This window comes from Flavobacterium salmonis, from assembly GCF_903819435.1.
GTDB classification, from domain to species: domain Bacteria; phylum Bacteroidota; class Bacteroidia; order Flavobacteriales; family Flavobacteriaceae; genus Flavobacterium; species Flavobacterium chungangense.
Genome location: NZ_CAIJDP010000068.1, coordinates 201308 through 227140, shown reverse-complemented (window position 1 = coordinate 227140; position 25833 = coordinate 201308). Strand labels below are relative to the sequence as shown.

The window sequence follows — 25833 nt, the reverse complement described above, 5'->3', positions numbered from 1 at the left end:
GTCAAAATTCAGAATCCTGACAAAGACTACTCTACAAGTGAAACTAAATTCAAAATATTTAAAAATTGCGTGAAAGCCTTAAAACAAAACTTCTTTTGTAATAATATAAACACCCATTACGAGAACAAACCAGCCAAAAAGAGGTTTTAGTTTTGCTCCGTCAATCTTTTTAGAAAACTGGCTTCCAATTAGCATTCCCAGGAGTGCCATGGCAGAAACGCTTAATAAAAAGGGATAATCTATGGGTGTTCCGATATATAAATCGCCTCCAAAACCTATTGTTGAATTGATTGTAATGATTAATAATGATGTTCCAACGGCTTGTTTCATGGGTAAATTGGCAAAAAATAATAAGGCCGGGATAATTAAAAAACCGCCACCGGCACCCAGAAATCCGGTTACGATTCCGACCACAAAACCGATTAAGCTTAATTGCGGGTAATTGGTTTCGGCATTTTTTATTTCGGGCTGGTCTTTTTTAATCATCGAAATTGCTGCAGTAATCATCAATACTGAAAAGACAATCATAATCAGAAAGTCTTTTGAAACCGAATAAGAGGCTATGCAAAATAACGTGGCTGCGATTTTCGGAAAAATAACTTCACGGATGATTAAAATTGAAACCACAGACGGAATGGCAAAGTAAAACGCCGATTTGAGTTTGAGGTTTCCCATTTTGTAATGGCTGTAACTTCCTGACATAGCTGTAAGCCCAACAATAAATAAAGAGTACGAAGTGGCCTGGTCCGGACTTACCTTAAACAAATAAACAAGAATCGGAATAGTCAATATCGATCCGCCGCCGCCAATTAAGCCCAGCGAAATTCCGATAATGATAGAGGCAAAATAACCCAGATATTCCATTGCATTTGTTTTGATGCAAAGGTGGTTTGTAAATTAGAAATCTACAGTAACATTTATCACAGAAGGTGATTTTGTAATAGATTAAAATATCAAATGGATTTTTATGTTACTTATAATGTCAGTTCGAGCGGAGTTGAGAACCCGAAAAGCATGTAGACTTCGCTCAATGTGACAGAATAGATTTAGTGCTAATTCGTGAAATTAGTTTTTAATAACTCAATTTGGTTTCTGTTGAGCTTCACCAATCCTCTTTGTTCCATTTTTTTGAGCAATCTTGAAACGACTTCTCTTGAGGTATTCAGTTCGGTTGCAATTTCCTGATGAGAAAGTTTGACTTCAGAGCAACCACAGGAGTCAGAATGTCTTTTCAGGTAAAATTCCAAACGTTCATCCATGGATCGGAAAGCGATATTATCAATAACTTCAAGGACTTCTTCAAAACGGCTTCGATAGGTTTCAATGACAAATTCGTACCAGGAACGGTGTTCCATCATCCATTTGTCCATCATTTGCAGGGGAATCATCATGACAGAAACATCTTCGACTACTTTGGCCATAATTTGGCTTTTTTCGCTTTTTGCGGTACAAATCATAGAAATGGCGCAGGCCTGTCCCGGCTGTAAATAATACATTAAAAACTCACCGCCATCTTCGCCTTCGCGATAGATTTTGATTTTTCCTTTGGTAATCAAAACCGTATTTTTAATATACTGTCCGGTTCGCATTAAGATTGTTCCGGATTTAAAATCTTGTGGACTCCCGGTTTCTTCAATAACAGCAATCAGTTCATTGGAGAAATTTGGAAAGAGGGTTTTTAATGAAGGCTGCATGGGTGAAATTTAAAAATAAACGATACTGTTCTAAATCTTTAATTTTTTGTCTTCCCGTTAAAAATAAAATCTTAATGTTTTGTTATTACAGATTTTATCAAAAACAAACTAAAACTTATAATTGTTTGCAAAGATAATAGATTGAATTGTTATAAATTGTCAGAAAACTATTTTTAAGAAAGGAATTCCTGAAATGAAAATATCCTATTTTCTATCGACATTCCAGTATGTTTTTTTGAAAATAGTGAGTAAATTTGTAAAACACTAAGTATAATACTTCTTCTAAAACGTTTTCTGTGAATAATAATCGAAATCGTATTTTGTACGTATTTTATTTAGTAAAAACATTTAATTTTACAAAAAACACAATGCTATGAATTTATCACAAGAAGATTGGGTTGAACAATTAAAATCTGATGAAAATGCAGTTATACTTGATGTAAGAACTGAAGACGAGTTTAACGACGGCTATATTGAAAATGCTGTTAATATTGACATCAATAAAGGTCAGGCTTTTATTTATGAAATAGAAGAACTGGATAAAAATAAAAACTATTATGTGTATTGCCGTTCGGGAGCGAGAAGCGCAAAAGCATGTCAGATTATGAATGAATTAGGTTTTGAGAATGCCTATAATCTGCTTGGCGGAATCCTGGATTGGGAAGGTGATACCGTAAATCCATAAAAGTGAAAGAGGCGGTAAAGCCTCTTTTTTCATTTAAAAACGAATAAATAACCAAAACTAAAATTACCAGATTATGAGTTTTATACCCGAGGAATATCAAATTAAAGACCTTCTGAATCAGGATACTTATCTTGTAAACGGAGAATTAAAAAAGTGGACAGGTCAGACTACACCTGTGTTTTCTACTATTTCTTCTACTGAAAAATATGCGCCGACATTATTGGGTTCTATTCCGTTCATGGCAGAAAAAGAAGCAGCTGAGGTAGTTGAAGCTGCTACTGCTGCTTATGATAAAGGACAAGGTTTATGGCCAACGATGAAAGTGATTGACCGTATCAAATGCATGGAGAATTTCGTAAGGCAAATGAAAGAAACCCGCGAAGAAGTAGTGAAACTTTTGATGTGGGAAATCGGAAAAAACCTTGGCGATTCCCAAAAAGAATTTGACAGAACAGTAGAATATATTCAGGACACTATTGACAGTTATAAAGAATTAAACGGACGCAGTTCTAAATTCTCAAAAGTTCAGGGCGTAAACGCAATGATTCGCCGTGGGCCTCTTGGGGTTGTATTGTGCCTTGGACCATATAACTACCCTCTTAACGAAACGTTCTCGTTATTGATTCCTGCTCTGATTATGGGTAATGCCGTGATTTTTAAACCGGCAAAATACGGAGTTTTATGTATTTCTCCATTATTAGAAGCCTTCAGAAGCAGCTTTCCAAAGGGAGTTATCAATATCGTATACGGAAGAGGTCGTGAAGTGGCTTCTCCAATCATGAAATCAGGAAAAATTGATGTTTTGGCATTGATTGGAAACAGTAAATCAGCTATTGCTTTACAGGATCAGCATCCAAACAAAAACAGACTGCGTTTGATTTTAGGTCTGGAAGCTAAAAACCCTGCCATTATCTTACCGGATGCCGACTTAGATTTGGCAATTCAGGAGTGTATTACAGGTTCGTTATCTTTTAATGGTCAGCGTTGTACAGCTTTAAAAGTGTTATATGTTCATGAGTCTATTGCTGAAGAATTTAACAGACGTTTTTCTGAAAAAGTAGATGCTTTAGTATTTGGAAATCCATGGGAAAAAGGAGCTTCTTTGACTCCGCTTCCAGAGGAAGATAAACCAGCTTACATTCAGGGCTTAATCGACGATGCAAAAAGTAAAGGCGCAAAAATATTAAATGAAAAAGGAGGAAAGCACTCAGAAAATTATATTTTCCCTGCTGTTCTTTATCCTGTAAACAAAGAAATGAGAGTGTATCATGAAGAGCAATTTGGACCAGTTGTGCCAATTATCTCCTTCAAGGATATTAACGAACCGCTTGACGATATGGCCGAATCAAATTACGGACAACAGGTAAGTTTGTTTGGAAAAGATATCAAAACTCTTGCACCGCTTATTGATGCTTTGGTTAACTTAGTATGCAGGGTAAACCTGAACAGTTCTTGCCAGAGAGGTCCTGATGCGTTCCCGTTCACAGGCCGTAAAGACTCTGCGGTAGGAACATTGAGTATTCCGGATGCATTGCGTTCATTTTCAATCCGTACTTTCGTAGCTTCAAAAGATATAGCTTATAACAATGAAATCCTTCAGGAATTATTAAACAGTAAAGAATCTAATTTCATCAATACTGATTATATTTTATAATTTTTAAGGTTATATATTAATTTTCAAAACCGTCTTTTTCTTTTAGAATCAGGCGGTTTTTCTATTTGATATGTTTTGAAATTGACTTGTCTTTTTTTATTCGTTAAAACTTAAAAATGTGTGTATTGTTTCGGAAAAGTGTGTAATAAATACACATAAAAAAATAGCTCATTTTTTTAAATGACTCAATATCAGATATGAATTCAAATGGCACAAGCCTTGCCTATTCAGGATTGTAGCAATTCTCTCAGATAAAGAATTAAAAATAAATGCCATTTACATAAAAAATACAATCCAGAATGAAAAGCGAATCAATTACTTCAGAACAGCTTTATGACTCAGGTCTTCACGAAGCACAAAAAGAGCAATACTCAATAAATAATAATCAAACTACAAGTGCAACGGGTATTGCAGTACTTATAGGCACTTTTTTACTAATGATAACCGGAGCTTTTTTGGTTTATAAATTCCAATCCGACTTTGATCAGTTTCATATTGACAGGATAAATTCTGCCTGGGGTTATCCATTTTTAATTCTGGCTACTGTTTTGTTTCTTTTTAAAGCAGTTGTTTTTCTGTATAAGTCATTTCTCTATTTTAAATACAAACCTATAGAATCTGTTTCAGATGAATTACTGCCTTCGTGTACCATAATTGTTCCGGCTTATAATGAAGGGAAACTGGTTTGGGATACCTTATTAAGTTTGGCAAACAGTGATTATCCAGAGCAGAAAATGCAAATACTCGCAATTGATGATGGTAGTAGAGATGATACCTGGTATTGGATTCAACAGGCTAAAATAAAACTTGGCGACCGTTTATCCATTTATCAGCAGCCACAAAATAAAGGAAAACGTCACGCACTTTACAGAGGATTTAAATTAGGGACAGGAGATGTTTTTGTGACTGTTGACAGTGATTCGATTGTAAAAAAAGATACATTGCGAAATTTAGTCAGCCCTTTTTTTAACAATGAAAAATGTGGAGCTGTTGCCGGAAATGTTCACGTTTTGAATAATAAAACAGCAATGCTTCCTAAAATGCTTAATGTGAGTTTTGTAATGAGCTTTGAGTTTGTAAGATCTGTAGAAAGCGTATTAGGTTCTGTATTTTGTACTCCGGGAGCTTTGGCAGCATATCGAAAAACTGCTATATTTGACTGTCTTGACGAATGGATTAACCAGACATTTATGGGAGAACCTTCAGATATTGGTGAGGACCGCGCGATGACCAATATGATTTTGAAACAGGGATATCAGGTTTTATTTCAAAGAAATTCAATTGTACTTACGAATGTTCCGGAAGGATATACTGGATTGTATAAAATGTTTATCCGTTGGGGCAGAAGCAATGTTAGGGAAAATATAATGATGGCAAAGTATGTTTTCAAAAATTTCAGAACCGGATCTAAATTAGGAACAAGACTTTTATACTTAGATCAAACGGCAAAAATTATAATGTCTTTACCATTTTTATTTTTCATGTTCTTTTTTATTGCAATCCATCCACTTTTGTTTTTTAGCTCAACACTCGTAAGTATATTCATTATATCAAGTTTTTCAGCTTTTTTTTATGCTAAAAAATATAGTTTTTCTGAATCCATGTGGGCTTATTCATATAGTGTTTTTTACAGCTTTAGCCTGTTTTGGATCACTCCGTATGCCATTATCACTGCGCATAAAAAAGGATGGCTGACACGTGGTTTGTCTGAAAAGAAACTAGAAGAATATGTTACTTTAGAACAATATAGTCCGGTAGCTAAATAAGAAAAAAATAGCTTATTTTAGAACCGTCTTTTCCATATGGATTAGACGGTTTCTTTTTATTTTTATATGATTATAAAATCAATCAAACCTTCTGATTCCTGGCAAATCAGGCATGAAGTAATGTGGCCTGACCAGCCTTTAGAATTTGTTCAGCTGGATGAAGATCAATCCGGACTGCATTTTGGTGTTTTTATTGAAGAAAAACTGGTTTCAATTGTATCTTGTTTTATTTCAGAAAATGAAATGCAGTTTAGAAAACTAGCCACTTTACAGGAGTTTCAAGGCCGTGGAATAGCTTCTGAACTTTTAGAATATATCTTCCAATTAGCCAGAAAAAAAGATTTGAGAAGAATTTGGTGCAATGCAAGATCCAATAAAAAATCCTTTTATGAGAAATTGGGAATGAAAGATACTTTTCAGACATTTAGCAAAGCAGGTCAGGAATTTACAATCATGGAAATTTGCTTTTGATTTTTGAAATGTGAAAAAAATCCTAATTGAGCCTGTTTTATAGAAAACTTCAATTAATTATATTAATTTAACCACAGACAAATTAATACTTAGTTTACTATGGAGAATTCAAAAATTAAGGCTTTTATACCACTTTTATACCTTGTTTGGTCAGACGATCTTTTAACGCAAAAAGAGTTTTCGACTTTACAGGCATTTATTACCTCTCTAACGATTCTTTCACCGGAAGAGCAGCAGTTTCTGCTTTCGAAAGTGGATGTTTTGAATCCGCCTTCGCGAAATGAACTCACACAATGGAAATCGGATATTGAGAAAAGTATTAAAGATAAATCGTCCATAAAATCCATTTTTGATATCGCTGTAGCACTTTCTGAAAAGGATTTGGATATTTCAGTATTGGAACAGAATTTTACAAAATTAGAAAATGACCTGGGCGCTTTGGGTGAAGAATTAATTCAGAACTTCAAAACCCAGGGAGACTCTTTGACTGCGACTACTAAAACCAACGATAATTTTGAAATCCAAAAGTTGACTGAAATCCTGGATGGCGATCAGGCCAGTATTATCAAAAAAGTAAAAGAAGTTATTTCAAGACCGGAATTTGCTTATGAAACTTCTACTGATATTAATGTTTATCGTCAGACAGTTTACAATTGGTGTAAAATTTTAGCCAATGAAAATCTCGGCAATATGGCATATCCAAAAAGACATGGCGGAGGTGAAAACATAGCGGATTATTTTGCCATCATGGAAACGCTGAGTTATCATGATTTAAGTCTGGTGATTAAATTTGGCGTACAATTTGGACTTTGGGGAATGAGTGTTCAGTCTTTGGGAACTGAAAAACATTATGCTAAATACCTTAAAGATATTGGCGAATTAAAACTTCCGGGCTGTTTTGCAATGACTGAAACACATCATGGTTCAAATGTAAAAGGACTTGAAACCACAGCAACTTACAATCATAACGATCAGACTTTTACAATTCACACCCCTCACGAAAAAGCACAAAAAGAATATATTGGAAACGCTGCCGTTCACGGACAAATGGCAACCGTTTTTGCCAAACTGATTATTGACGGACACGATTATGGTGTAAATGCTTTTGTAGTGCCGCTGCGTGACACAAATGGAAATGTTTTAAACGGAATTACAATAGGCGATTGCGGTCATAAAATGGGACTGAATGGTGTGGATAACGGAACCATTCGTTTTGATAATGTCGTGATTCCGAAAGAAAATATGCTGGATCGTTTTGCTTCTGTGAACGACAAAGGAGAATTTGAAAGCCCGATTCCGAGTGATAACAGACGTTTCTTTACCATGTTAGGTACTTTGGTTGGCGGACGAATAGGAATTCCGCGTTCGGCTTTGGCAGCAGCGAAATCTGGACTTACGATTGCTATTCGCTACAGCGATCAAAGACGACAATTTGGTCCTGAAGGAGGTTCTGAAGTCCCGATTTTAAATTACAGGATGCATCAGCGAAGATTGATTCCGCATTTAGCGAAAACCTATGCCGTCCATTTTGGATTGCAATATCTAACGAATCGTTTTCTAAACAAAACCGAAGCCGAAATGCAGGAAATTGAGGCATTGGCAGCCGGAATGAAATCATACTCTACCTGGAGTACAAGAGATATATTACAGGAATGCCGTGAAGCCTGCGGAGGAAAAGGATATTTGTCTGAAAACAGAATTGACGCTTTGAAAAATGATACAGAAATCTATACCACTTTTGAAGGAGATAACACTGTTTTGATGCAGTTGGTTGCCAAAAATCGTCTGGCAGAATTCAGAAAAGCATTTGGAGAAATGGGATCTTTCGGCATCATTAATTATGTTTTTGAAAATGCCAAAACGGCTTTCGCAGAGAAAAACCCAATCGTAACCAGAAAGACAGATGATGAACATTTGCTGGATTCAGAATTTCACCTGCAGGCTTTCATCCACAGGGAAAAAACAATTTTGGCTTCTGCGGCAAGACGTATTAAAAAATTGGTTGATGGCGGTTTAGAAGCTTATGATGCATTTAATGTGGTACAGCATCAGATGATTGAAGTGGCTGAGGCTTATCTGGAGCGATTAGTGTTGGAGCAATTTCAAATAGTAGTTTCTAAAATAGAAGATGAAAAAACAAAAGCAATCCTGATAAAATTAAATCAATTGTATGCACTTTCGCAGATTGAAAAAAACAAGGCCTGGTACCTGGAAGACGGATATATGGAAGCTGTGAAAACCAAAGCAGTTCGTAAAATGGTCAATCAGCTTTGCTGGGATATAAGACCGGATGCGGTTTCTTTGGTAAATGCATTTGACATTCCTGAAAGTTGTCTGGCAGCGCCAATTGCGGTATAATTATAAATCTTATTTTTTTATCGTTTGAAAAAGTATTGTCTTTTTTTTATAACTCTTCTGGTTTGCTTTTCCGGTTACGCATCAAATAGTACTGATGCTATTCTGGATAAGCTAAACGATGCTGTAAAAAATAAACAGCATTATGTCCGTCTAAAAGAAGAACGGATTTCAAATTTCAAGAAAATAAAATCACAAGATCTTTCTAAAGAACAAGAGTATAATTATAATCAGGCATTATATAAAGAGTATCAGAAATTCAATTCAGATTCGGCTATTTTTTATGTAAAGAGAAATCTTAAAATAGCTGATGAACTTCATAAGAAAGAGTTGTTGAATCTGGCGGAACTGCAACTGGCAAACCTGTATTCATCAACAGGAAAATACCGGGAATCAGAAGCGATTTTAAAAAATATCAATAAAAAAGAATTAGAAAAATCATTACTGCCTAATTATTATATTACGTATCGGGAATTTTATGAGCATTATAGCGCAAACAGTCGAAGTAGTGAGTTTTTTGAGCAGATAGGTAAATATCGTGATTCGCTGCTGGGCGTTTTAAATCCTAATTCTTTAGATTATAAGATTACTAAAATTCAGAAAAAAATTTACCACAGGGAATTTGATGCTGCCCAAAAAGAGTTACTAAACTTATTGAAAGGAATGAAGGACGATAATCCTCAATATGCCATGATTACATACCTTTTGGGGAATATTTCACAAAATACCCGTAAAATAGAATTAGTAAAAAAATATTATGCCCTTTCTGCGGTTTCAGATATTAAACAGGCCATAAAAGATAATGCTTCAATACAGGAACTGGCTATCGTTTTTTATAACTTAGGAGATGTTGATATGGCATACAAACTCACGCAATCTGCTATTGAAGATGCGCTTTATTGTAATGTGCAGTTTCGCACACTTTTGATGTCGCAATTGTATTCTATTATCAATACCGCTTATTTAGAACGTGAATCCGAGCGAAAAACAGAACTTCAGGCTTACCTTTTGTTTATTAGTTTGTTGTCCTTATTTTTAATTGTTGCCGTGATATATGTTTATAAGCAAATGAAAAAGGTTTCCAGAATTCGTGGAGAACTTTATGAAACTAGTCAAAAACTAGCAGAGTTAAACAAAGACATCACGGAGGCCAATAATCAGCTTCAGGAACGTAATGCCCAATTGTCAGAGTCAAACCATATCAAGGAAGAATATATTGCAAATTTTTTCAACCTTTGCTCTGCTTATATCAATAAGCTGGAGAATTACCGTCTTATTTTGAATAAAAAGGCAACAGCTAAACAATTTGATGAGATATCCAGAATGTTGAAATCGACTACTTTAGTTGATAAAGAACTGGAAGAATTATACAAGAATTTTGATATCATCTTTTTAAATTTATATCCAACTTTTGTAAAAGACTTCAACGCCTTGCTTATTAATGAAGAGCAGATTGTATTGAAGCAGGGAGAAGTACTCAATACAGAGCTTCGAATTTTTGCCTTGATTAGACTCGGAATAACCGATAGTGTAAAAATTGCGGCTTTCCTTCGTTACTCTTTAAGTACCATTTATAATTATCGTACCAGAGCCAGAAACAAAGCCATAGTTTCCCGAAATGATTTTGAGGAAATGGTAATGAAAATTGGCCTGATTTCTCAAAAAGGCTAATTGTTTGTTTTCAGAATCACTACTTTTTTTGCTGCTTAATTTTGTTTAAAGTATTGTTTTATAGGTTTTTGTGTTTTAAAAATACTACTTTTTTTTATTTAGGATTTTTACGAACACGATATCGTTTTAGCTTTACCATATTATTTAGAAGGCATTTTAAATGCTAATCTAAGTAGTCTGACTAATGACTAATAAATAAAAAGGTATGTTTAAGAACGTTAAAGTAATAGCTGTTTTACTATTGCTGAATTCATTTGGAAGTAATGCACAAAATAAAAATCCAATTTATCTGGATGATAAAAAAACACTTAATGAGCGTGTAGAAGATGCGCTTTCGCGAATGACTACTGATGAAAAAATTGCCATGATTCATGCGCAGTCTAAATTTAGTTCGCCGGGTGTACCGCGTTTAGGAATTCCTGAAAACTGGATGACTGACGGACCTCATGGAATTCGTACTGAAGTAAAATGGGATGAGTGGGACCAGGCAGGCTGGACGAATGATTCCTGCATTGCATTTCCGGCTCTTACGGCTTTATCTGCCACATGGAATAAAGAATTGGCTTCATTATACGGTAAATCAATTGGAGAAGAAGCACGTTATCGCAACAAAAATGTACTGTTAGGTCCGGGAGTAAATATCTACAGAACGCCATTAAACGGACGTAACTTCGAATATATGGGCGAAGATCCTTTCCTGACTTCAAAAATGGTGGTTCCTTATATTAAAGGAGTTCAGTCAAATGGTGTAGCTGCCTGCGTAAAACATTTTGCCTTAAATAATCAGGAAACAAACCGTAACTCCGTAAACGTAATCGTTGATGATCGTGCCTTGTACGAAATCTATTTACCTGCTTTTAAAGCTGCTGTTCAGGAAGGTGATGCCTGGGCAATTATGGGTTCATACAACAAATATAAAGGACAGCATTGCTGCCATAATGAGTTTTTACTAAATGATATTCTTCGTGGAGAATGGGGTTTTAAAGGTGTTGTAATCTCAGATTGGGGTGGTGTTCACGATACAAAACAAGCCATTCATAATGGTTTGGATATGGAATTTGGTTCCTGGACCAACGGCCTTTCATGGGGAACCAGTAATGCGTATGACAATTATTATCTGGCAAAACCATATTCAACAATGATTGAAAAAGGTGAAGTCGGAACTAAAGAGTTAGACGAAAAAGTACGCCGTATTTTACGTTTATCCTTCCTGACTAATATGAACAAAGACAGGCCTTTCGGATCATTTGGTACAGAAGAGCATGCAAAAGCAGGTTTGAAAATTGCTGAAGAAGGAATTGTATTGCTTCAAAACAACAATACTATTTTACCAATCAATCTTTCTAAAACGAAGAAAATCGCTGTCATTGGTGAAAACGCTATTAAAATGATGACAGTTGGTGGAGGAAGCTCATCCTTAAAAGCCAGATATGAAATCACCCCGCTTGAAGGTTTGAAGAAAAGAATTGGCAATCAGGCCGAGATTGTTTACGCCAGAGGTTATGTTGGAGATCCGACAAGCAATTATAACGGAGTTGTGGCAAAAGTTAGTTTAGAAGACAAACGTTCAGCAGCCGAGTTAAAAGCTGAAGCTTTAAAAGTAGCTAAAGATGCCGATATTGTACTTTTTATTGGAGGATTAAACAAAAGTGACAACCAGGATGCTGAGGGAGCTGATCGTAAGGAATTACAACTTCCATACAATCAGGATAAATTAATAAGTGAGTTAGTTAAAGTAAATAAAAATATGGTTTTTGTAAATATTTCCGGAAATGCAGTGGCAATGCCTTGGGTAAAAGAAGTTCCTGGAATTGTACAGGGATGGTTCTTAGGTACAGAAGCCGGAAATGCGCTGGCAAATGTTTTGGTTGGCGATGTGAATCCGTCCGGAAAATTAACCTTTACTTTTCCTGTAAAATTATCTGATAACGGAGCACATGCTTTGGGAGAATTTCCGGGAGGCGATGAGGTTACTTATAAAGAAAGCATTTTTGTTGGGTATCGTTGGGCAGACAAACAAAAAGCAAAACCATTATTCTCTTTTGGACACGGTTTAAGCTACACGACTTTTGCATACGGAAAAGTAACTGCCGATAAAAAACAATTGTCAGCAGGAGATCAGATTACATTTTCTGTTAAAGTAAAAAATACAGGAAACAGAGAAGGTTCAGAAATTGTTCAGCTTTACATCAGTGATTTAAAATCTTCTTTGGTTCGTCCAGTAAAAGAATTAAAAGGTTTTGAGAAAATTTCGCTTAAAGCAGGAGAAGAAAAAACAGTAACTTTTACAATAGATAAAACAGCCTTAAGCTTTTTCGATGATAAAAAACACGACTGGGTTGCAGAGCCGGGTGCTTTTGAAGCTATTGTTGGTGCCTCTTCAACGGATATAAAATCTAAAGTGAGTTTTTTACTTCAATAAGTTTTATTAATTTTCTAAATTGGTTGGTTGTAAAAGCTGTAATTGTAAAAAGTTGCAGCTTTGCTTTTAAAAAATAGTAAAATGTTTAACTTTTATAAAAAAATAATAATGAAACGAATAGTTTTAGTTGCAACAGTGTTGTTTTTAATACAAAACCTTTCGGCGCAAAGCCTGAACAAAATGCAATGGTTTAATGAACCTGAAAAGTGGGAAATTAAAAACAATTCCTTAATCATGAACGTAACCGCTGGGAGTGATTATTGGCGTATTTCGCATTATGGATTCACCGTTGATGATGCACCTTTTTATTATGCAACTTATGGCGGTGAATTTGAAGCCAAAGTAAAATTGACCGGAAATTATATTGCCCGTTTTGATCAAATGGGTCTGATGATTCGTGTAGATGAAAAAAACTATATTAAAACCGGAGTGGAGTTTGTTGACGGAAAATTCAATATAAGTACCGTTGTGACACACAATAAGAGTGACTGGAGTGTAACTACTTTAGACAAATCCCCGCCTTTTGTATGGATAAAAGTAGTGAGAAGATTAGATGCAGTTGAAATATTCTTTTCTTATGATGATAAAAACTATATACTGACACGTAATGCACCTTTGCAGGATAATACACCGGTTATGGTAGGTCTGATGGCAGCTTCACCTGACGGAAAAGGTTTTGAAGCCAAATTTGAAAGCTTCAAAGTTACGCATTTACCGGATCAGCGCAGGTTAGAATGGCTAAAGAATCATCAAGATTAATTATTAATAATTAACCATCAACCATTAACCATTAACAACTAATTACTAACCATTTTATGACCGAAATTAAAACAAAAAAGCATTATGAAATTTTAGACGGCTTACGTTGAGTTGCTGCAATTATAGTTGTTGCTTTTCATATTTTTGAAGCTTTTGCAAGAGGAAACCGTTTTAAGCAGATTATAAATCACGGTTATCTGGCAGTCGATTTCTTTTTTCTTTTATCAGGATTTGTTGTTGCCTATGCGTATGATGACCGCTGGGCAAAAATGACACAATGGGAGTTTTATAAACGTCGTTTGATTCGCCTGCAGTCCATGGTTATTATGGGAATGATCATTGGAGCTATTTTCTATTATTTTCAGGCTTCTGATGTTTTGTTTCCAATGATTGCCGGAATGGAAGTTTGGAAAGTGATTTTAACCATGATTATTGGCTTTACCTTACTCCCAATTCCACCATCAATGGAGATTAGGGGATGGGGTGAAATGGATCCGCTTGACGGACCTGCATGGTCGCTTTTTTTCGAATATATAGCGAATATTCTTTACGCTTTAATCTTTCGAAAATTCTCTAATAAAGTTTTGGGAATCTTTGTGTTGCTGTTTGCAGGGATGCTGATTAATTATACTGTTTTTGATCCAAAAGGAGATGTTATTGGAGGCTGGTCCCTGAATCTGGAACAAATGAATATTGGGTTTACACGTTTATTGTATCCTTTCTTTGCCCGAATTTTACTTTCCCGATTAGGAAAATTAATTCATATAAAAGGTGCTTTCTGGCTATGCAGTATATTGATAGCAATTGTTCTTATGATACCAAGAATTGGAGACGAAAACAGTCTTTGGATGAATGGTTTGTACGAATCTTTTTGTATTATTCTAATTTTTCCTTTAATCGTAGTAATTGGTGCCGGAGGCGAAATAAAAAATCCGTTTTCTCTTAAAATAACGTGAGTTCGATGTAAACAATAATTAAGCTACAAGCCTGTTGTTTTCAAAATCAATATTTATAGAAGGCTTTTTAGGGAAGAAAGAATAGGCTATTAGTGCTGATAATAAATTAGTTATAAAGTTATCAAAACTTCTGTGTCTTGTATGTTCTATTTGACAAATATTTTTCAATTGATCATAAACAGTTTCAATTAATGAGCGCTTTCTTAGCATAATTTTATCTTGTAAAAGCATCATACTATTTTTCATGTTCTTTTTGATTTTAGTAATCAAATGCACACCATCTATAAAAAGCTGTTCAAACAAATCTTTTCCAATATATCCTTTGTCACCAAAAAGTTTTCCAAAAATTCTTTTGTGAAAGTTATTGCTTTTTAAAGGTTCTCTATCATCAACATTGGCTTGAGTAAAGATAAAATCAAGAATTTCTCCCTTATCATTTATAATTAAGTGTAATTTAAACCCAAAGAACCATCCCGTTGAAGTATGCCCTTTTGTAGCTAAATCTTTGAATGTTTTATGCTGTTTTTCCCGTCTAATATGGCATGCTCTCAAAGGGGTAGAGTCAATTATAGAAATTCCTGTGCATTGACCTAAACAGCAGGTTTTCAAAAATAGGGCCATTGGTACAGCGGTTCTTTTTTGAAGTTCCACAAATCTATTGTAAGACACAAGGTTTGGAAATTCGTTATTCAAATGTTTTCCTATATAAAACAAGTAAAAATGTTTTAAGTTTTTGAAACCCATAGTGTGAAATAGCACTAAAATGGTTATAACTTCACTATCTGACATAATAAATTTTCGGTTTCTTTTCTTTGGAGCCTCTTTTTCTTTTAAGCTATGAGCAGCTATAGTTTTATCAAATTCTTTACAGAATTCGTCTATAAGAAAGTAAATTTCAGTAATTTTATTCGCATCTAACATAGAGGTGGTTTTAAATGTAATTAATTGTTTGTCAGGCTTTAATATACATAAACCATCTCTGTTTTTCAAATATATCCTTCCTTTTTTATGTCGAACTCACGTTAAAATATGTAAAGGTTTAGGTGATATTTCATACCCGCTTTACATTACCCATTACCCGCTGATTTATTGGTATACAGCCTTGGTTGTAGATAATAAAGTTTCACTTGCTGATGGTTATCTATTGGGAATTGGAGTTTTAGTTGCCAGTATTGTAATTGCTTATTTATGTTTGAAACTGTATGATGAACCTGTGCGTAATTGGTTGCAGAATAAATTTCAGAAACGCAGCGTTGCAGTTACAGAATAAAGAATTTGTTATATAGAATAGAGAAGGGATGAACAAAATTGTTCATCCCTTTTTTTATGAAATCCTATGTGTTGAGACAATAGCCAGTGCGCTAACATTTCTAAAATAAAATAATTATAGCATTTATTCTAAAACTAATTCAGCTAAAGCTTCTTTGCTAAAACCTTTTAATTGTTCGGTTTTACCTGCTTTGATTTTTGCAACCCAATTTGGATCTGATAAAAGAGGTCTTCCAACAGCAACCAAATCAAAATCGCCTCTGTCGAAACGTCTGTTTAATTCTTCCAAAGAAGTTGGCTCAGAACTTTCTCCGGCAAATGCACCAAAGAAATCGCTGGAAAGTCCAACAGACCCAACAGTAATGGTTGGAGCTCCGGTTACTTTTTTAGCCCATCCGGCAAAGTTAAGATCAGAATCTTCAAATTCAGGCTCCCAGAAGCGACGTTGAGAACAATGTAAAATATCAACTCCCGCATCCACAAGCGGAGTAAGCCACGCTTCTAATTCGTGTGGGTTTTTAGCCAGTTTATAATTGTAATCAGAAGGCTTAAATTGGGAGAAACGCATAATCACAGCGAAATCGTTGCCAACTTGTTTTCTAATTTCTTTTACGACCTCAATAGCAAAACGATTACGTTCCGGTAAAGTTTTTCCGCCGTAAATATCTTCACGAAGATTGGTTTCTGCTCTAAAAAACTGGTCGATTAAATAACCGTGAGCACCGTGAATTTCGATAGTATCAAAACCTAAATTTTTAGCATCCGCAGCTGCTTTTCCGAAAGCTAAAATGGTATTTTCAATATCTTTCTCTGACATAGCAATACCGTTTCTGAAATCAGGACGATTGAATCCTGAAGGTCCTTCAAAAGGAACAGGAGGAACCCATCCCGAGTGATGATTGTCCATGATTCCCATATGCCAGATTTGCGGTCCCATCTGACCTCCGGCTGTATGAACTTTATCTATGACGTTTTTCCATCCTTTCAATGCTTCACTGCCATAAAAGTGAGGTACGTTTGCATCATTTGAAGATGATGGTCTGTCAATAACTGTTCCTTCAGATAGTATTAGTCCAACTTCGCCTTCAGCCCTTTTTTGGTAGTAGGAAGCGACTTGTTCGGTTGGAGTTCCGTTTGGAGAAAAAGAGCGCGTCATAGGCGCCATTACGATTCTATTCTTAAGATTTAACGTTTTTAAGTTAAATGGAGAAAACAGGGTGTTTGTACTCATGGTAATTTACAAATTATTTTGAATTAATTTACTGAGTGCTTCAAAGGCACTTTCGTTGCGTTTGTAGTATGTCCATTGTCCAACACGGGTAGATTCTATAAATCCTGCACGTTGTAAAATTGACAAGTATTCAGAAACTGTTGATTGTGTAAGGCCTGCCTTTGCCTGTATCTGCCCAACGCAAACTCCATGTTCAAATCCTGCAGTAATTTGATCCGGAAAGTTGACTTCAGGTTCTTTAAGCCATTCCAGCATTTGTAATCTGGACTTATTAGACAATGCCTTAAAAATTTCAATTTGTTCCATGATGTAAATATATCGACTTTTCCCGATATCTGAATTAATTAAAAATAATTTTAGATAAATTTTATGATAACAGTGTGTTTTTAAAAAATATAGTGATTGATTTTAAGCCATTCTTTACAATCATTAATCCAAAACTGACTGGTGTCTTTTGTTCCTAAGCCAAAACCGTGACCGCCTTTTTCGTAAATATGTAATTCGGCTGAAACGTTGTTCTTTTTTAAAGCTAAATAATAATTGATACTGTTTTCAGGTAAAACAGCACTATCATCTGATGCATGCACTAAAAAAGTTGGAGGTGTCTGGGATGTAATTTTTTTATCGTTAGAGAAATTATCAATAAGAATCTGCGAAGGTTTCTTGCCTAACAAATTTGTCTGTGAACCTTTGTGGCTTATATTGTTATCCATCGAGATCACCGGGTAAATCAATAGTGAAAAGTCTGGTCTGGCACTACTATTAAATTTTGATTCATATACTTTATCATTAAAATGTGTTGCTAAGGTTGAGGCTAAATGGCCGCCTGCTGAAAAACCTATCGTACCAATTTTATCCGGATCAATATTCCACTTTGCTGCATTAGATCGAACATAACGGATGGCCTCCTGAGCATCCTGTAAAGGTCCGATAGATTTGTTTTTCATAATTAAATCACTGGGTAGCCTATATTTTACAACAAAAGCAGTAATTCCTAAAGAGTTTAGCCATTCAGCCACATTTGTTCCTTCCTTCTCCATGGATAAATGTGCATATCCTCCACCTGGAAAAATAAGGACAGCAGTTTGATTAGGCTTTGTTTCTTTTGGAAGAAAAACACTTAATGTTGGGACAATAACCTGACTTGTGCGTTGAATTTTGCCCTCCTTTATTACTTCTTTTTCCTTATAATCTGGAGTATTTATTTCATCAGGTATTTTGTTCCAAATTGATAAAATTTCATTTTGAGAATGTAAATTAATAGTGATTCCAAATAATAAAAAGAATAAATAAAAACTCTTTTTTAAATTAATTTTTATAAATGTTTTCAATTTTTAAAAGGTATTAGATTTTTAAATACTTAAGTCCTCGATGAGTATTATGTGATTATTTGAGATATAATTCAAAGTATAGATTGTTTGTTGATAAATCAATAAAATAATTTACCAATAACAGATTTTATATGCTATTATATCAATGTTTTAAATGAGATTTTAGACAACTTTGATTTAACAAAAGTATTATTTATTATGTAATATTATATCTGTTTTTTTGATGTATCTGTTTAATTTATCACCTGAAATAATTTTTTAAGTAATTTATTTGGAATATAAGTATTTAAACTTATATTTGTGCAATCGATTACATTTTTAGGTTTATATTAGAATTAATTATACTTTTGGAATTTTATAATTAATCAACGAAATCGATTTACATAAAATTGAAAAACATCAGTTTTTAAATTAATTTAAAGGTTTTATAACCAAAACAAACATAGTTGCTATGAGTCAAACCAACAAATCTATTGGAAATTATCGCTGGAGTATATGTGCATTGCTGTTTTTTGCAACAACCATTAATTATTTAGACAGACAAGTTCTTTCGTTAACGTGGAGCGAATTTATTGCTCCGGAATTTCATTGGACTAATAATGATTATGGTAATATTACAGCCTTGTTTTCAATTTTTTATGCTGTATCGCTTTTATTTGCAGGTAGATTCGTGGACTGGATGGATACTAAAAAAGGGTTTCTTTGGGCTATTGGAGTTTGGTCTTTAGGAGCTTGTTTACATGCTTTTTGCGGCATAGCAACTTCAGGAATCATAACAGGAAACTGGTTTGTAGGTTTTGAAGGGGCAAAAGATGCTATTCACGCTATAAACGATACTGCATTGGTAATTAATGTGAGTGTAACCTTATTTATTTTTGCCCGTTTTGTTTTGGCTGTTGGAGAAGCAGGTAATTTTCCCGCTGCCATTAAAACAACAGCAGAATATTTTCCTAAAAAGGACAGGGCATTTTCGACAAGTATATTTAATGCAGGAGCAACAGTAGGAGCTTTAGCTGCGCCAATAACTATTCCTTTCATCGCAAAGGCTTTTGGATGGGAAATGGCTTTTATTATTATTGGAGCTTTAGGTTTTGTGTGGATGGGATTTTGGGTTTTTATGTATGACAAGCCTGAGAAACATCCTAAAGTTAATGCGGCTGAATTAGCTTATATTCAACAAGATGATATTGCTGACAGCAAAATTGAAGGATATGTGCCTGAAACTAAAACCAAAGTCTCTCTTGCAGATTGTTTTAAATATAAGCAGACATGGGCTTTTGCTTTTGGAAAATTTATGACTGATGGTGTGTGGTGGTTTTTCTTATTCTGGACTCCGGCTTATTTGAGTTCTGTTTATGGAATGGATTCTACAGAAGCAGCTTTTCCACTATTTATTCTGTACACGATTACTTTATTGTCAATTATAGGTGGATGGCTTCCAACTTATTTTGTTGAAAACAAAGGAATGAATCCATACGAAGGAAGAATGAGAGCGATGTTGATCTTTGCTTTCTTTCCATTATTAGCTTTGATTGCACAGCCATTAGGTTATATCAGTTACTGGGTGCCGGTAATTATTATAGGAATAGCAGGTGCCGCTCACCAATCATGGTCTGCTAATATTTTTACAACAGTAGGAGATATGTTTCCAAAAAAAGCAATTGCAACCATAACAGGAATTGGAGGGTTAGCAGGGGGAATTGGTTCAACTATAATTAATAAAGGATCAGGAGTTTTGTTTGATTTTACACAACGAAACTGGAGTTCGGTAAACGGACAGTCTTTCTTAGAAAAATTCCCTCAATTTTTAAATCCGGAAACAGAAAAGGCGTTTTTAAAAGAAAAAGGAGTTGCTAATTTAGGAGATTTCTTAAAATCATTATCAGAATCAGGAGATACTGTAGTAAACGGAATAAACTCAGGATATATGATTATTTTTTCAATCTGTGCTGTTTGTTATTTAACAGGATGGATCGTAATGAAAGTATTAGTTCCAAAATATAGACCAATTACGGATCTTTAAAAGATTTTATGCTAACTATTTACCAGCCAAACCAAACCAGATTATGAACCAAACCAACGCAGCGATAGGAAAGTATCGCTGGACCATCTGTAGCTTAGTTTTCTTTGCTACTACCGTAAATTATTTAGATCGAAATGTAATCAGTTATTTAAGGCCTTTTCTTGCAGAAGCCTTTCATTGGACTCCGGAACAAGAGGTTATTGATTATTCAAATATAGAAATAGCTTTTAAAATTGCATATGCATTAGGTATGCTGGTTGCAGGAGGAATTATTGATAAATTAGGTACTAAATTAGGTTATGCAATAGCAACGGGTTTATGGAGTTTGGCAGCTGTTGGACATGCATTTGCAACAGGGACAGGAGGGTTTTTGATTGCACGTGTGTTTTTAGGAGTTACAGAAGCAGGGAATTTTCCTGCGGCAATAAAAGCAACAGCAGAATGGTTTCCGCAAAAAGAACGTGCTTTAGCAACAGGAATATTTAATTCAGGGAGTAATATTGGAGCAATAATTGTTCCTTTATCGGTGCCATTTATAGCTGAAAATTATGGATGGCAATGGGCTTTCATTGCAACAGGGATTATTGGTTTTGTATGGTTGGCCTTATGGTTTATTTTTTATGAAGTGCCTCAAAAGCAAAAACGTTTATCGCAGGCAGAGCTTGAGTATATTAATGCTGATAAAGCTGATGTCATTGAGGCAGAAGATACTGAGAAGGTTTCATGGTTGAAACTATTGACTTTTCGTCAAACATGGGCTTTTGCAATCGGAAAACTATTAACAGATCCTGTTTGGTGGTTTTATTTGTTCTGGTTGCCTGATTTTTTAATGAAACAATACAAACTTTCGGCTACAGAAATTATTTGGCCATGTGCCTTAGTTTATGTTATTGGGAGTGTTGGAAGTATTTTTGGAGGTTGGCTTCCGTTAAAATTAATTGAGAAAAATTGGCCAGCTTATAAAGCTAGAAAAACGAGTATGCTACTTTATGCGTTTGCTGTTTTACCAGTATTGTTTTCTCAGTACTTAGGTACAATAAATATGTGGTGGGCAATTTTAGTGATTGGTTTTGCGGTTTCAGCTCATCAGGCATGGAGCGCTAACATTTTTACAACAGTATCTGATATGTTTCCTAAAAAAGCAACTGCATCGGTTACTGGAATAGGTGGGATGTTCGGAGCATTTGGCGGAATTTTATTAACCGCAGTAGTTCAAAAAAATATGTTTGTTTATTATACCAAAATCGGTAAAATAGAAACAGGATATTTTATTATGTTCTGTATTTGTGGAGCAGCTTATTTACTGGCCTGGCTGATCATGCATATTTTAGTTCCAAGAATGAAAAAGGTAGAAGTGTGATAAATACACAAATAATTTTTCGTTTCTATTATGATATTTAAATTTAAAAATATAATTTTGTGCAATCGATTACATTAATTTAAAATTATGACAAAATATAGTTCAAGATACGCATCAAGCCCGGAAGCTGTAAAAAAATATGATACTCAGGAATTGAGAAATGAGTTTCTGATTGATGATTTGATGCAGGAAGATGAAGTGGTGTTGGTTTATTCTCATTATGATAGATATATCACCGGTTCTGCAGTTCCAGTTAAAGGAGATTTAGTTTTAGAAACTATTGATCCACTTAAAGCTCCTTATTTTTTGGAACGAAGAGAGTTGGGAATCATCAATGTTGGAGGTAGCGGTTCTGTTGTTGTTGAAGGAACATCTTATGAGTTAGGTTTTAAAGATGCTTTGTATATTGGAAGTGGAAACAAAGAAGTAATCTTCAAAAGTGATGATAGCAGCAATCCAGCAAAATTCTATTTGAATTCTGCTCCGGCTCACACAACTTACCCAACTAAAAAAGTAAGTTTAGCTGAAGCTAATAAATTGCAATTGGGAACAATGGAAACAGCTAATCACCGTACCGTTAATCAAATGATTATTGGAAGCGTGGTTACAACTTGCCAATTGCAAATGGGAATGACAGAATTGAAACCGGGAAGTGTTTGGAATACAATGCCGGCACATGTTCACGATCGTCGTATGGAAGTTTATTTCTATCTTGATATTCCGGAAAATCAGGCAGTATGTCACTTTATGGGACAGCCTCAGGAAACAAGACATATCTGGATGAACAATCATCAGGCAGTTATTTCTCCGCCTTGGTCTATTCACTCTGGTTCTGGAACAAGTAATTATACTTTTATCTGGGGAATGGCCGGTGAGAATTTGGATTATGGAGATATGGATGTTTGTAAAATTACAGATTTAAGATAAGATGATGATAGATTTATTTGATATAAAAGGAAAAGTTGCCTTAATCACAGGAAGTACACACGGACTGGGAATGGCAATGGCAAAAGGATTAGGTCAGGCGGGAGCAACTATTGTTGTAAATGGAAATTCTTCTCAGCAAAAAATTGATGATGCTGTGGCAGCACTTAAAAGCGAAGGAATCAATGCTGTTGGTTACAAATTTAATGTTACTGAAGAGAAAGAAGTTAGTGCTGCTGTAGCGAAAATTGAGAGCGAAGTCGGATCAATTGATATTCTGATTAACAATGCCGGAATCATTAAAAGAATTCCTTTATTGGAAATGGAAGTTGCTGATTTTAGAGAAGTAATCGATATTGATTTAGTAAGTCCGTTTATTGTTTCTAAGCATGTTGCCAAAGGAATGATCGAAAGAAGACAAGGTAAGATTATTAACATTTGCTCAATGATGAGTGAGTTGGGAAGAAATACAGTTTCTGCTTACGCTGCTGCAAAAGGAGGTCTGAAAATGTTAACCAAAAATATGGCAACGGAATGGGCTAAATATAATGTTCAAATTAACGGAATCGGACCAGGTTATTTTGCTACTGAACAAACCAAACCAATCAGAGTTGATGGACATCCTTTTAATGATTTTATCATTAGTAGAACACCGGCTGCAAAGTGGGGAGATCCTGGTGATTTAGCAGGAGCAGCTATATTTTTATCATCAAAAGCCAGTGATTTTGTGAACGGTCACATTTTATATGTTGATGGCGGAATCCTTGCAACAATTGGAAAACCATCAAACGAAGAATAATTTTCTATTATATTAAAAGCATGAGCTCGAATAAAACATTCATAAACGATAATTTTTTACTTGAAAATAAATACGCTGAAGAATTATATCATAATTATTCAAAAAATCAGCCTATTATTGATTATCACAATCACTTAAATCCACAGTTTATTACTGAAGATAAAATTTTCGATAATATTACAAATGTGTGGATAAACGGAGATCACTACAAATGGCGTGCAATGCGTACGTTAGGGATTAATGAGCAGTTTATTACAGGTAATGGTTCTGATAAAGATAAATTCCTAAACTGGGCTAAAACAGTTCCTTATACTATGCGTAATCCTTTGTATCACTGGACGCATTTAGAATTAGCACGTTATTTTGATATTTACGATTTGCTGAATGAAAAATCTGCTGAAAGAATATATGAGGAAGCTTCTGCAAAAGTAAATTCAACAGAATACAGCACACGCAATTTGCTTAAAAAAGTAAATGCTGAATTGGTTTGTACTACTGAAGATCCTATTGATACTTTAGAGTTTCACCAAAAATTAAACAGTAATCCATTTGAAACTAAAATGAGCACGGCTTTCAGGCCTGATAAAGCTATTTTGATTTTAAATGATAGTTACAATGCTTATTTGGACACATTGGGGGATGTGTCCGGAGTAGCAATCAATACTTATTCTGATTTACTTTCAGCATTAAGAAAAAGAATTGATTTCTTTAATGCAAACGGATGTAAATTAAGTGATCACGGTTTAGATCAGATTTATTTCGAAAACTTTAGTGAAGTAGAAATAAATGCAATTTTCAAAAAGAAAAGAGAAAACCAAACGATAACTCCTGAAGAAGCATTGAAATTCCAAAGTGCAGTTTTATTGTTTTTATCTGAAACATATCATGAATTAGGTTGGGTACAGCAATTTCACTTAGGAGCTTTACGTAATAATAATGCCCGTATGCACAGGATTTTAGGACCGGATACAGGTTGGGATTCCATTGGAGATTATCCACAAGCTCAAAAATTATCTGCTTTCTTAAATGCATTAGACAGTAAAGATAAATTAACAAAAACGATTATTTATAACTTAAATCCTGCTGATAACGAAGTGATGGCTACCATGATTGGTAACTTTAACGACGGAAGTGTGAGAGGAAAAGTACAGTTTGGATCAGGATGGTGGTTTTTGGATCAGAAAGACGGAATGACTAAACAATTAAACGCCCTATCAAACATGGGATTAATTAGTTGTTTTGTTGGAATGCTGACAGATTCAAGAAGTTTCTTATCTTTCCCAAGACACGAATATTTCCGTAGAATTCTTTGTAATCTTTTAGGAGATGAAATTCAAAGAGGAGAGCTTCCTGCTGATATGGAATGGATTGGAAAAATGGTTTCTGATATTTCGTATAACAATGCAAAAGAATATTTCAAATTTTAATTAATTTATAATGAGTAAAGTAGTTGCATTCGGCGAAATAATGTTGCGTTTTTCTACAGAAAGACATTTGCGTTTTTCTCAGGCTAAAGCATTTACAGCTTCTTACGGCGGAGGTGAATTTAATGTTTGCGTTTCTTTGGCGAATTACGGCATTATTGCTGAGTTTGTTACGAGATTGCCTGAGAACGAAATTGGTTACTGTGCAGTACAGGAAATGCGTAAAATGAATGTGGAGTCTAAAAGTATTGTTTACGGCGGAGAACGCTTAGGAACTTATTATTTAGAAACAGGAGCAGGAACCAGAGGAAGCAATGTTGTATATGATCGCGCACATAGCTCTATGGCAACTATTCAAAAAGGAGATATTGACTGGAAGAAAGTATTGGAGGGAGCGACATGGTTTCACTTTAGCGGAATTTCAGCAGCAATTTCTCAGAGTGCAGCAGAAGCCTGTCTGGAAGCAGTTCAGATTGCACATGAATTAGGATTAACTATTTCATGTGATTTGAATTACAGATCAAAATTATGGCAATATGGCAAAACACCAAGCGAGGTTATGCCTGAGTTATTAAAATACAGTCACGTTATTTTAGGAGACATTGATACAGCTTATTTTATGTTAGGAATTCCTAAAGTAAATCCGAATTATCAGGATGAAAAATCTTTACCGGCTTTATATTCTAAGTTATATGAGCTTTGTCCGAACTTAAAAACTGTAGCAACGACATTACGTTATTCAGTTAGTGCTTCGCATCAAAGAATTGGTGGTGTTTTATTTGACGGAAAAACCATTTTTAATGCCGCTGTACAGGAAGTTACTCCTGTGATAGACAGAGTTGGTAGTGGTGACGCCTTTATGGGGGGATTAATCTACGGATTGGTTGAGTATAAAGAAGACAAACAAAAGGCACTGGATTTTGCAGTAGCGGCTTGTTGCTTAAAACACACCATTGCCGGAGATTATAATTTGGTGACATTAAAAGAAGTTGAAAACATGGCAGGAGGTAACTCGGCCGGATTAGTATCAAGATAAATA

At 34.9% G+C, this 25833-nt stretch carries 21 protein-coding genes; 15 read left to right on the top strand and 6 right to left on the bottom strand.

The genetic code is table 11. The annotated features are described in order from the left end of the window. Positions 1 to 78 precede the first annotated feature (78 nt). On the bottom strand, positions 79 to 864 hold the full coding sequence (locus FLACHUCJ7_RS11075; protein WP_078226242.1) for a sulfite exporter TauE/SafE family protein: 786 nt from the start codon (positions 862 to 864) through the stop codon (positions 79 to 81). Between the two features lie 188 nt (positions 865 to 1052). Beyond that, entirely contained in the window at positions 1053 to 1694 is a 642-nt protein-coding gene (locus tag FLACHUCJ7_RS11070) for a Crp/Fnr family transcriptional regulator (protein WP_031456317.1), read from the bottom strand. A 373-nt stretch (positions 1695 to 2067) separates the two neighbouring features. Between FLACHUCJ7_RS11070 and FLACHUCJ7_RS11065 the strand changes: the two genes are divergently transcribed. From FLACHUCJ7_RS11065 to FLACHUCJ7_RS11025, 9 genes are all read left to right on the top strand, one after another. After that, entirely contained in the window at positions 2068 to 2379 is a 312-nt protein-coding gene (locus FLACHUCJ7_RS11065; RefSeq protein WP_078226243.1) for a rhodanese-like domain-containing protein, read from the top strand. A 73-nt stretch (positions 2380 to 2452) separates the two neighbouring features. Then, a complete protein-coding gene (locus FLACHUCJ7_RS11060) occupies positions 2453 to 4033 on the top strand; it encodes an NADP-dependent glyceraldehyde-3-phosphate dehydrogenase (protein ID WP_078226244.1) in 1581 nt (526 codons plus the stop codon). 299 nt (positions 4034 to 4332) lie between these two features. Next, positions 4333 to 5799 carry a glycosyltransferase gene (locus tag FLACHUCJ7_RS11055; RefSeq protein ID WP_180908947.1) on the top strand — a complete coding sequence of 489 codons (1467 nt, stop codon included), beginning with the start codon at positions 4333 to 4335 and terminating at the stop codon, positions 5797 to 5799. A gap of 66 nt (positions 5800 to 5865) precedes the next feature. Next, positions 5866 to 6270, top strand: a complete 405-nt coding sequence (locus tag FLACHUCJ7_RS11050) for a GNAT family N-acetyltransferase (RefSeq protein WP_180908946.1) — start codon at positions 5866 to 5868, stop codon at positions 6268 to 6270. Positions 6271 to 6369: 99 nt separating this feature from the next. After that, on the top strand, positions 6370 to 8628 hold the full coding sequence (locus tag FLACHUCJ7_RS11045; RefSeq protein ID WP_180908945.1) for an acyl-CoA dehydrogenase family protein: 2259 nt from the start codon (positions 6370 to 6372) through the stop codon (positions 8626 to 8628). Positions 8629 to 8652: 24 nt separating this feature from the next. Continuing rightward, positions 8653 to 10296 (top strand): DUF6377 domain-containing protein, encoded by a 1644-nt coding sequence (locus tag FLACHUCJ7_RS11040; RefSeq protein ID WP_180908944.1) that lies wholly within the window; start codon positions 8653 to 8655, stop codon positions 10294 to 10296. Positions 10297 to 10501: 205 nt separating this feature from the next. Further along, positions 10502 to 12718, top strand: coding sequence for a glycoside hydrolase family 3 C-terminal domain-containing protein (locus FLACHUCJ7_RS11035; RefSeq protein WP_180908943.1), 2217 nt, complete (start codon positions 10502 to 10504; stop codon positions 12716 to 12718). A 108-nt stretch (positions 12719 to 12826) separates the two neighbouring features. After that, positions 12827 to 13477, top strand: coding sequence for a DUF1349 domain-containing protein (locus tag FLACHUCJ7_RS11030; protein WP_078227909.1), 651 nt, complete (start codon positions 12827 to 12829; stop codon positions 13475 to 13477). A 119-nt stretch (positions 13478 to 13596) separates the two neighbouring features. Further along, on the top strand, positions 13597 to 14433 hold the full coding sequence (locus FLACHUCJ7_RS11025) for an acyltransferase family protein (RefSeq protein WP_317170908.1): 837 nt from the start codon (positions 13597 to 13599) through the stop codon (positions 14431 to 14433). An 18-nt stretch (positions 14434 to 14451) separates the two neighbouring features. Here the strand turns inward: FLACHUCJ7_RS11025 and FLACHUCJ7_RS11020 are convergent, their stop codons facing one another. The 4 genes from FLACHUCJ7_RS11020 to FLACHUCJ7_RS11005 all read right to left on the bottom strand — a co-directional run bounded on the left by FLACHUCJ7_RS11020 (position 14452) and on the right by FLACHUCJ7_RS11005 (position 18264). Further along, positions 14452 to 15354, bottom strand: a complete 903-nt coding sequence (locus FLACHUCJ7_RS11020; RefSeq protein ID WP_078227759.1) for an IS982 family transposase — start codon at positions 15352 to 15354, stop codon at positions 14452 to 14454. A 472-nt stretch (positions 15355 to 15826) separates the two neighbouring features. Then, positions 15827 to 16933, bottom strand: a complete 1107-nt coding sequence (locus tag FLACHUCJ7_RS11015) for an NADH:flavin oxidoreductase (RefSeq protein WP_078226250.1) — start codon at positions 16931 to 16933, stop codon at positions 15827 to 15829. A 6-nt stretch (positions 16934 to 16939) separates the two neighbouring features. After that, the gene (locus FLACHUCJ7_RS11010) at positions 16940 to 17239 is read right to left on the bottom strand and encodes an ArsR/SmtB family transcription factor (protein WP_078226251.1); all 300 of its coding nucleotides are present in this window, start codon (positions 17237 to 17239) and stop codon (positions 16940 to 16942) included. 80 nt (positions 17240 to 17319) lie between these two features. Beyond that, entirely contained in the window at positions 17320 to 18264 is a 945-nt protein-coding gene (locus FLACHUCJ7_RS11005; RefSeq protein ID WP_180908942.1) for an alpha/beta hydrolase, read from the bottom strand. 451 nt (positions 18265 to 18715) lie between these two features. Here FLACHUCJ7_RS11005 and FLACHUCJ7_RS11000 point away from each other — a divergent pair, with 451 nt between their 5' ends. From FLACHUCJ7_RS11000 to FLACHUCJ7_RS10975, 6 genes are all read left to right on the top strand, one after another. Next, positions 18716 to 20287: an MFS transporter gene (locus FLACHUCJ7_RS11000; protein ID WP_078226253.1), complete on the top strand. Its 1572-nt coding sequence runs from the start codon at positions 18716 to 18718 to the stop codon at positions 20285 to 20287. Positions 20288 to 20330: 43 nt separating this feature from the next. Then, a complete protein-coding gene (locus tag FLACHUCJ7_RS10995; protein ID WP_180908941.1) occupies positions 20331 to 21647 on the top strand; it encodes an MFS transporter in 1317 nt (438 codons plus the stop codon). Positions 21648 to 21734: 87 nt separating this feature from the next. Further along, the gene (gene kduI / locus FLACHUCJ7_RS10990; protein ID WP_078226255.1) at positions 21735 to 22574 is read left to right on the top strand and encodes a 5-dehydro-4-deoxy-D-glucuronate isomerase; all 840 of its coding nucleotides are present in this window, start codon (positions 21735 to 21737) and stop codon (positions 22572 to 22574) included. A 1-nt stretch (position 22575) separates the two neighbouring features. After that, entirely contained in the window at positions 22576 to 23370 is a 795-nt protein-coding gene (locus tag FLACHUCJ7_RS10985; RefSeq protein ID WP_180908940.1) for a gluconate 5-dehydrogenase, read from the top strand. Between the two features lie 20 nt (positions 23371 to 23390). Further along, a complete protein-coding gene (uxaC, locus tag FLACHUCJ7_RS10980) occupies positions 23391 to 24797 on the top strand; it encodes a glucuronate isomerase (protein ID WP_180908939.1) in 1407 nt (468 codons plus the stop codon). A 10-nt stretch (positions 24798 to 24807) separates the two neighbouring features. Next, positions 24808 to 25830 carry a sugar kinase gene (locus tag FLACHUCJ7_RS10975; RefSeq protein ID WP_078226257.1) on the top strand — a complete coding sequence of 341 codons (1023 nt, stop codon included), beginning with the start codon at positions 24808 to 24810 and terminating at the stop codon, positions 25828 to 25830. Positions 25831 to 25833 lie beyond the last annotated feature (3 nt).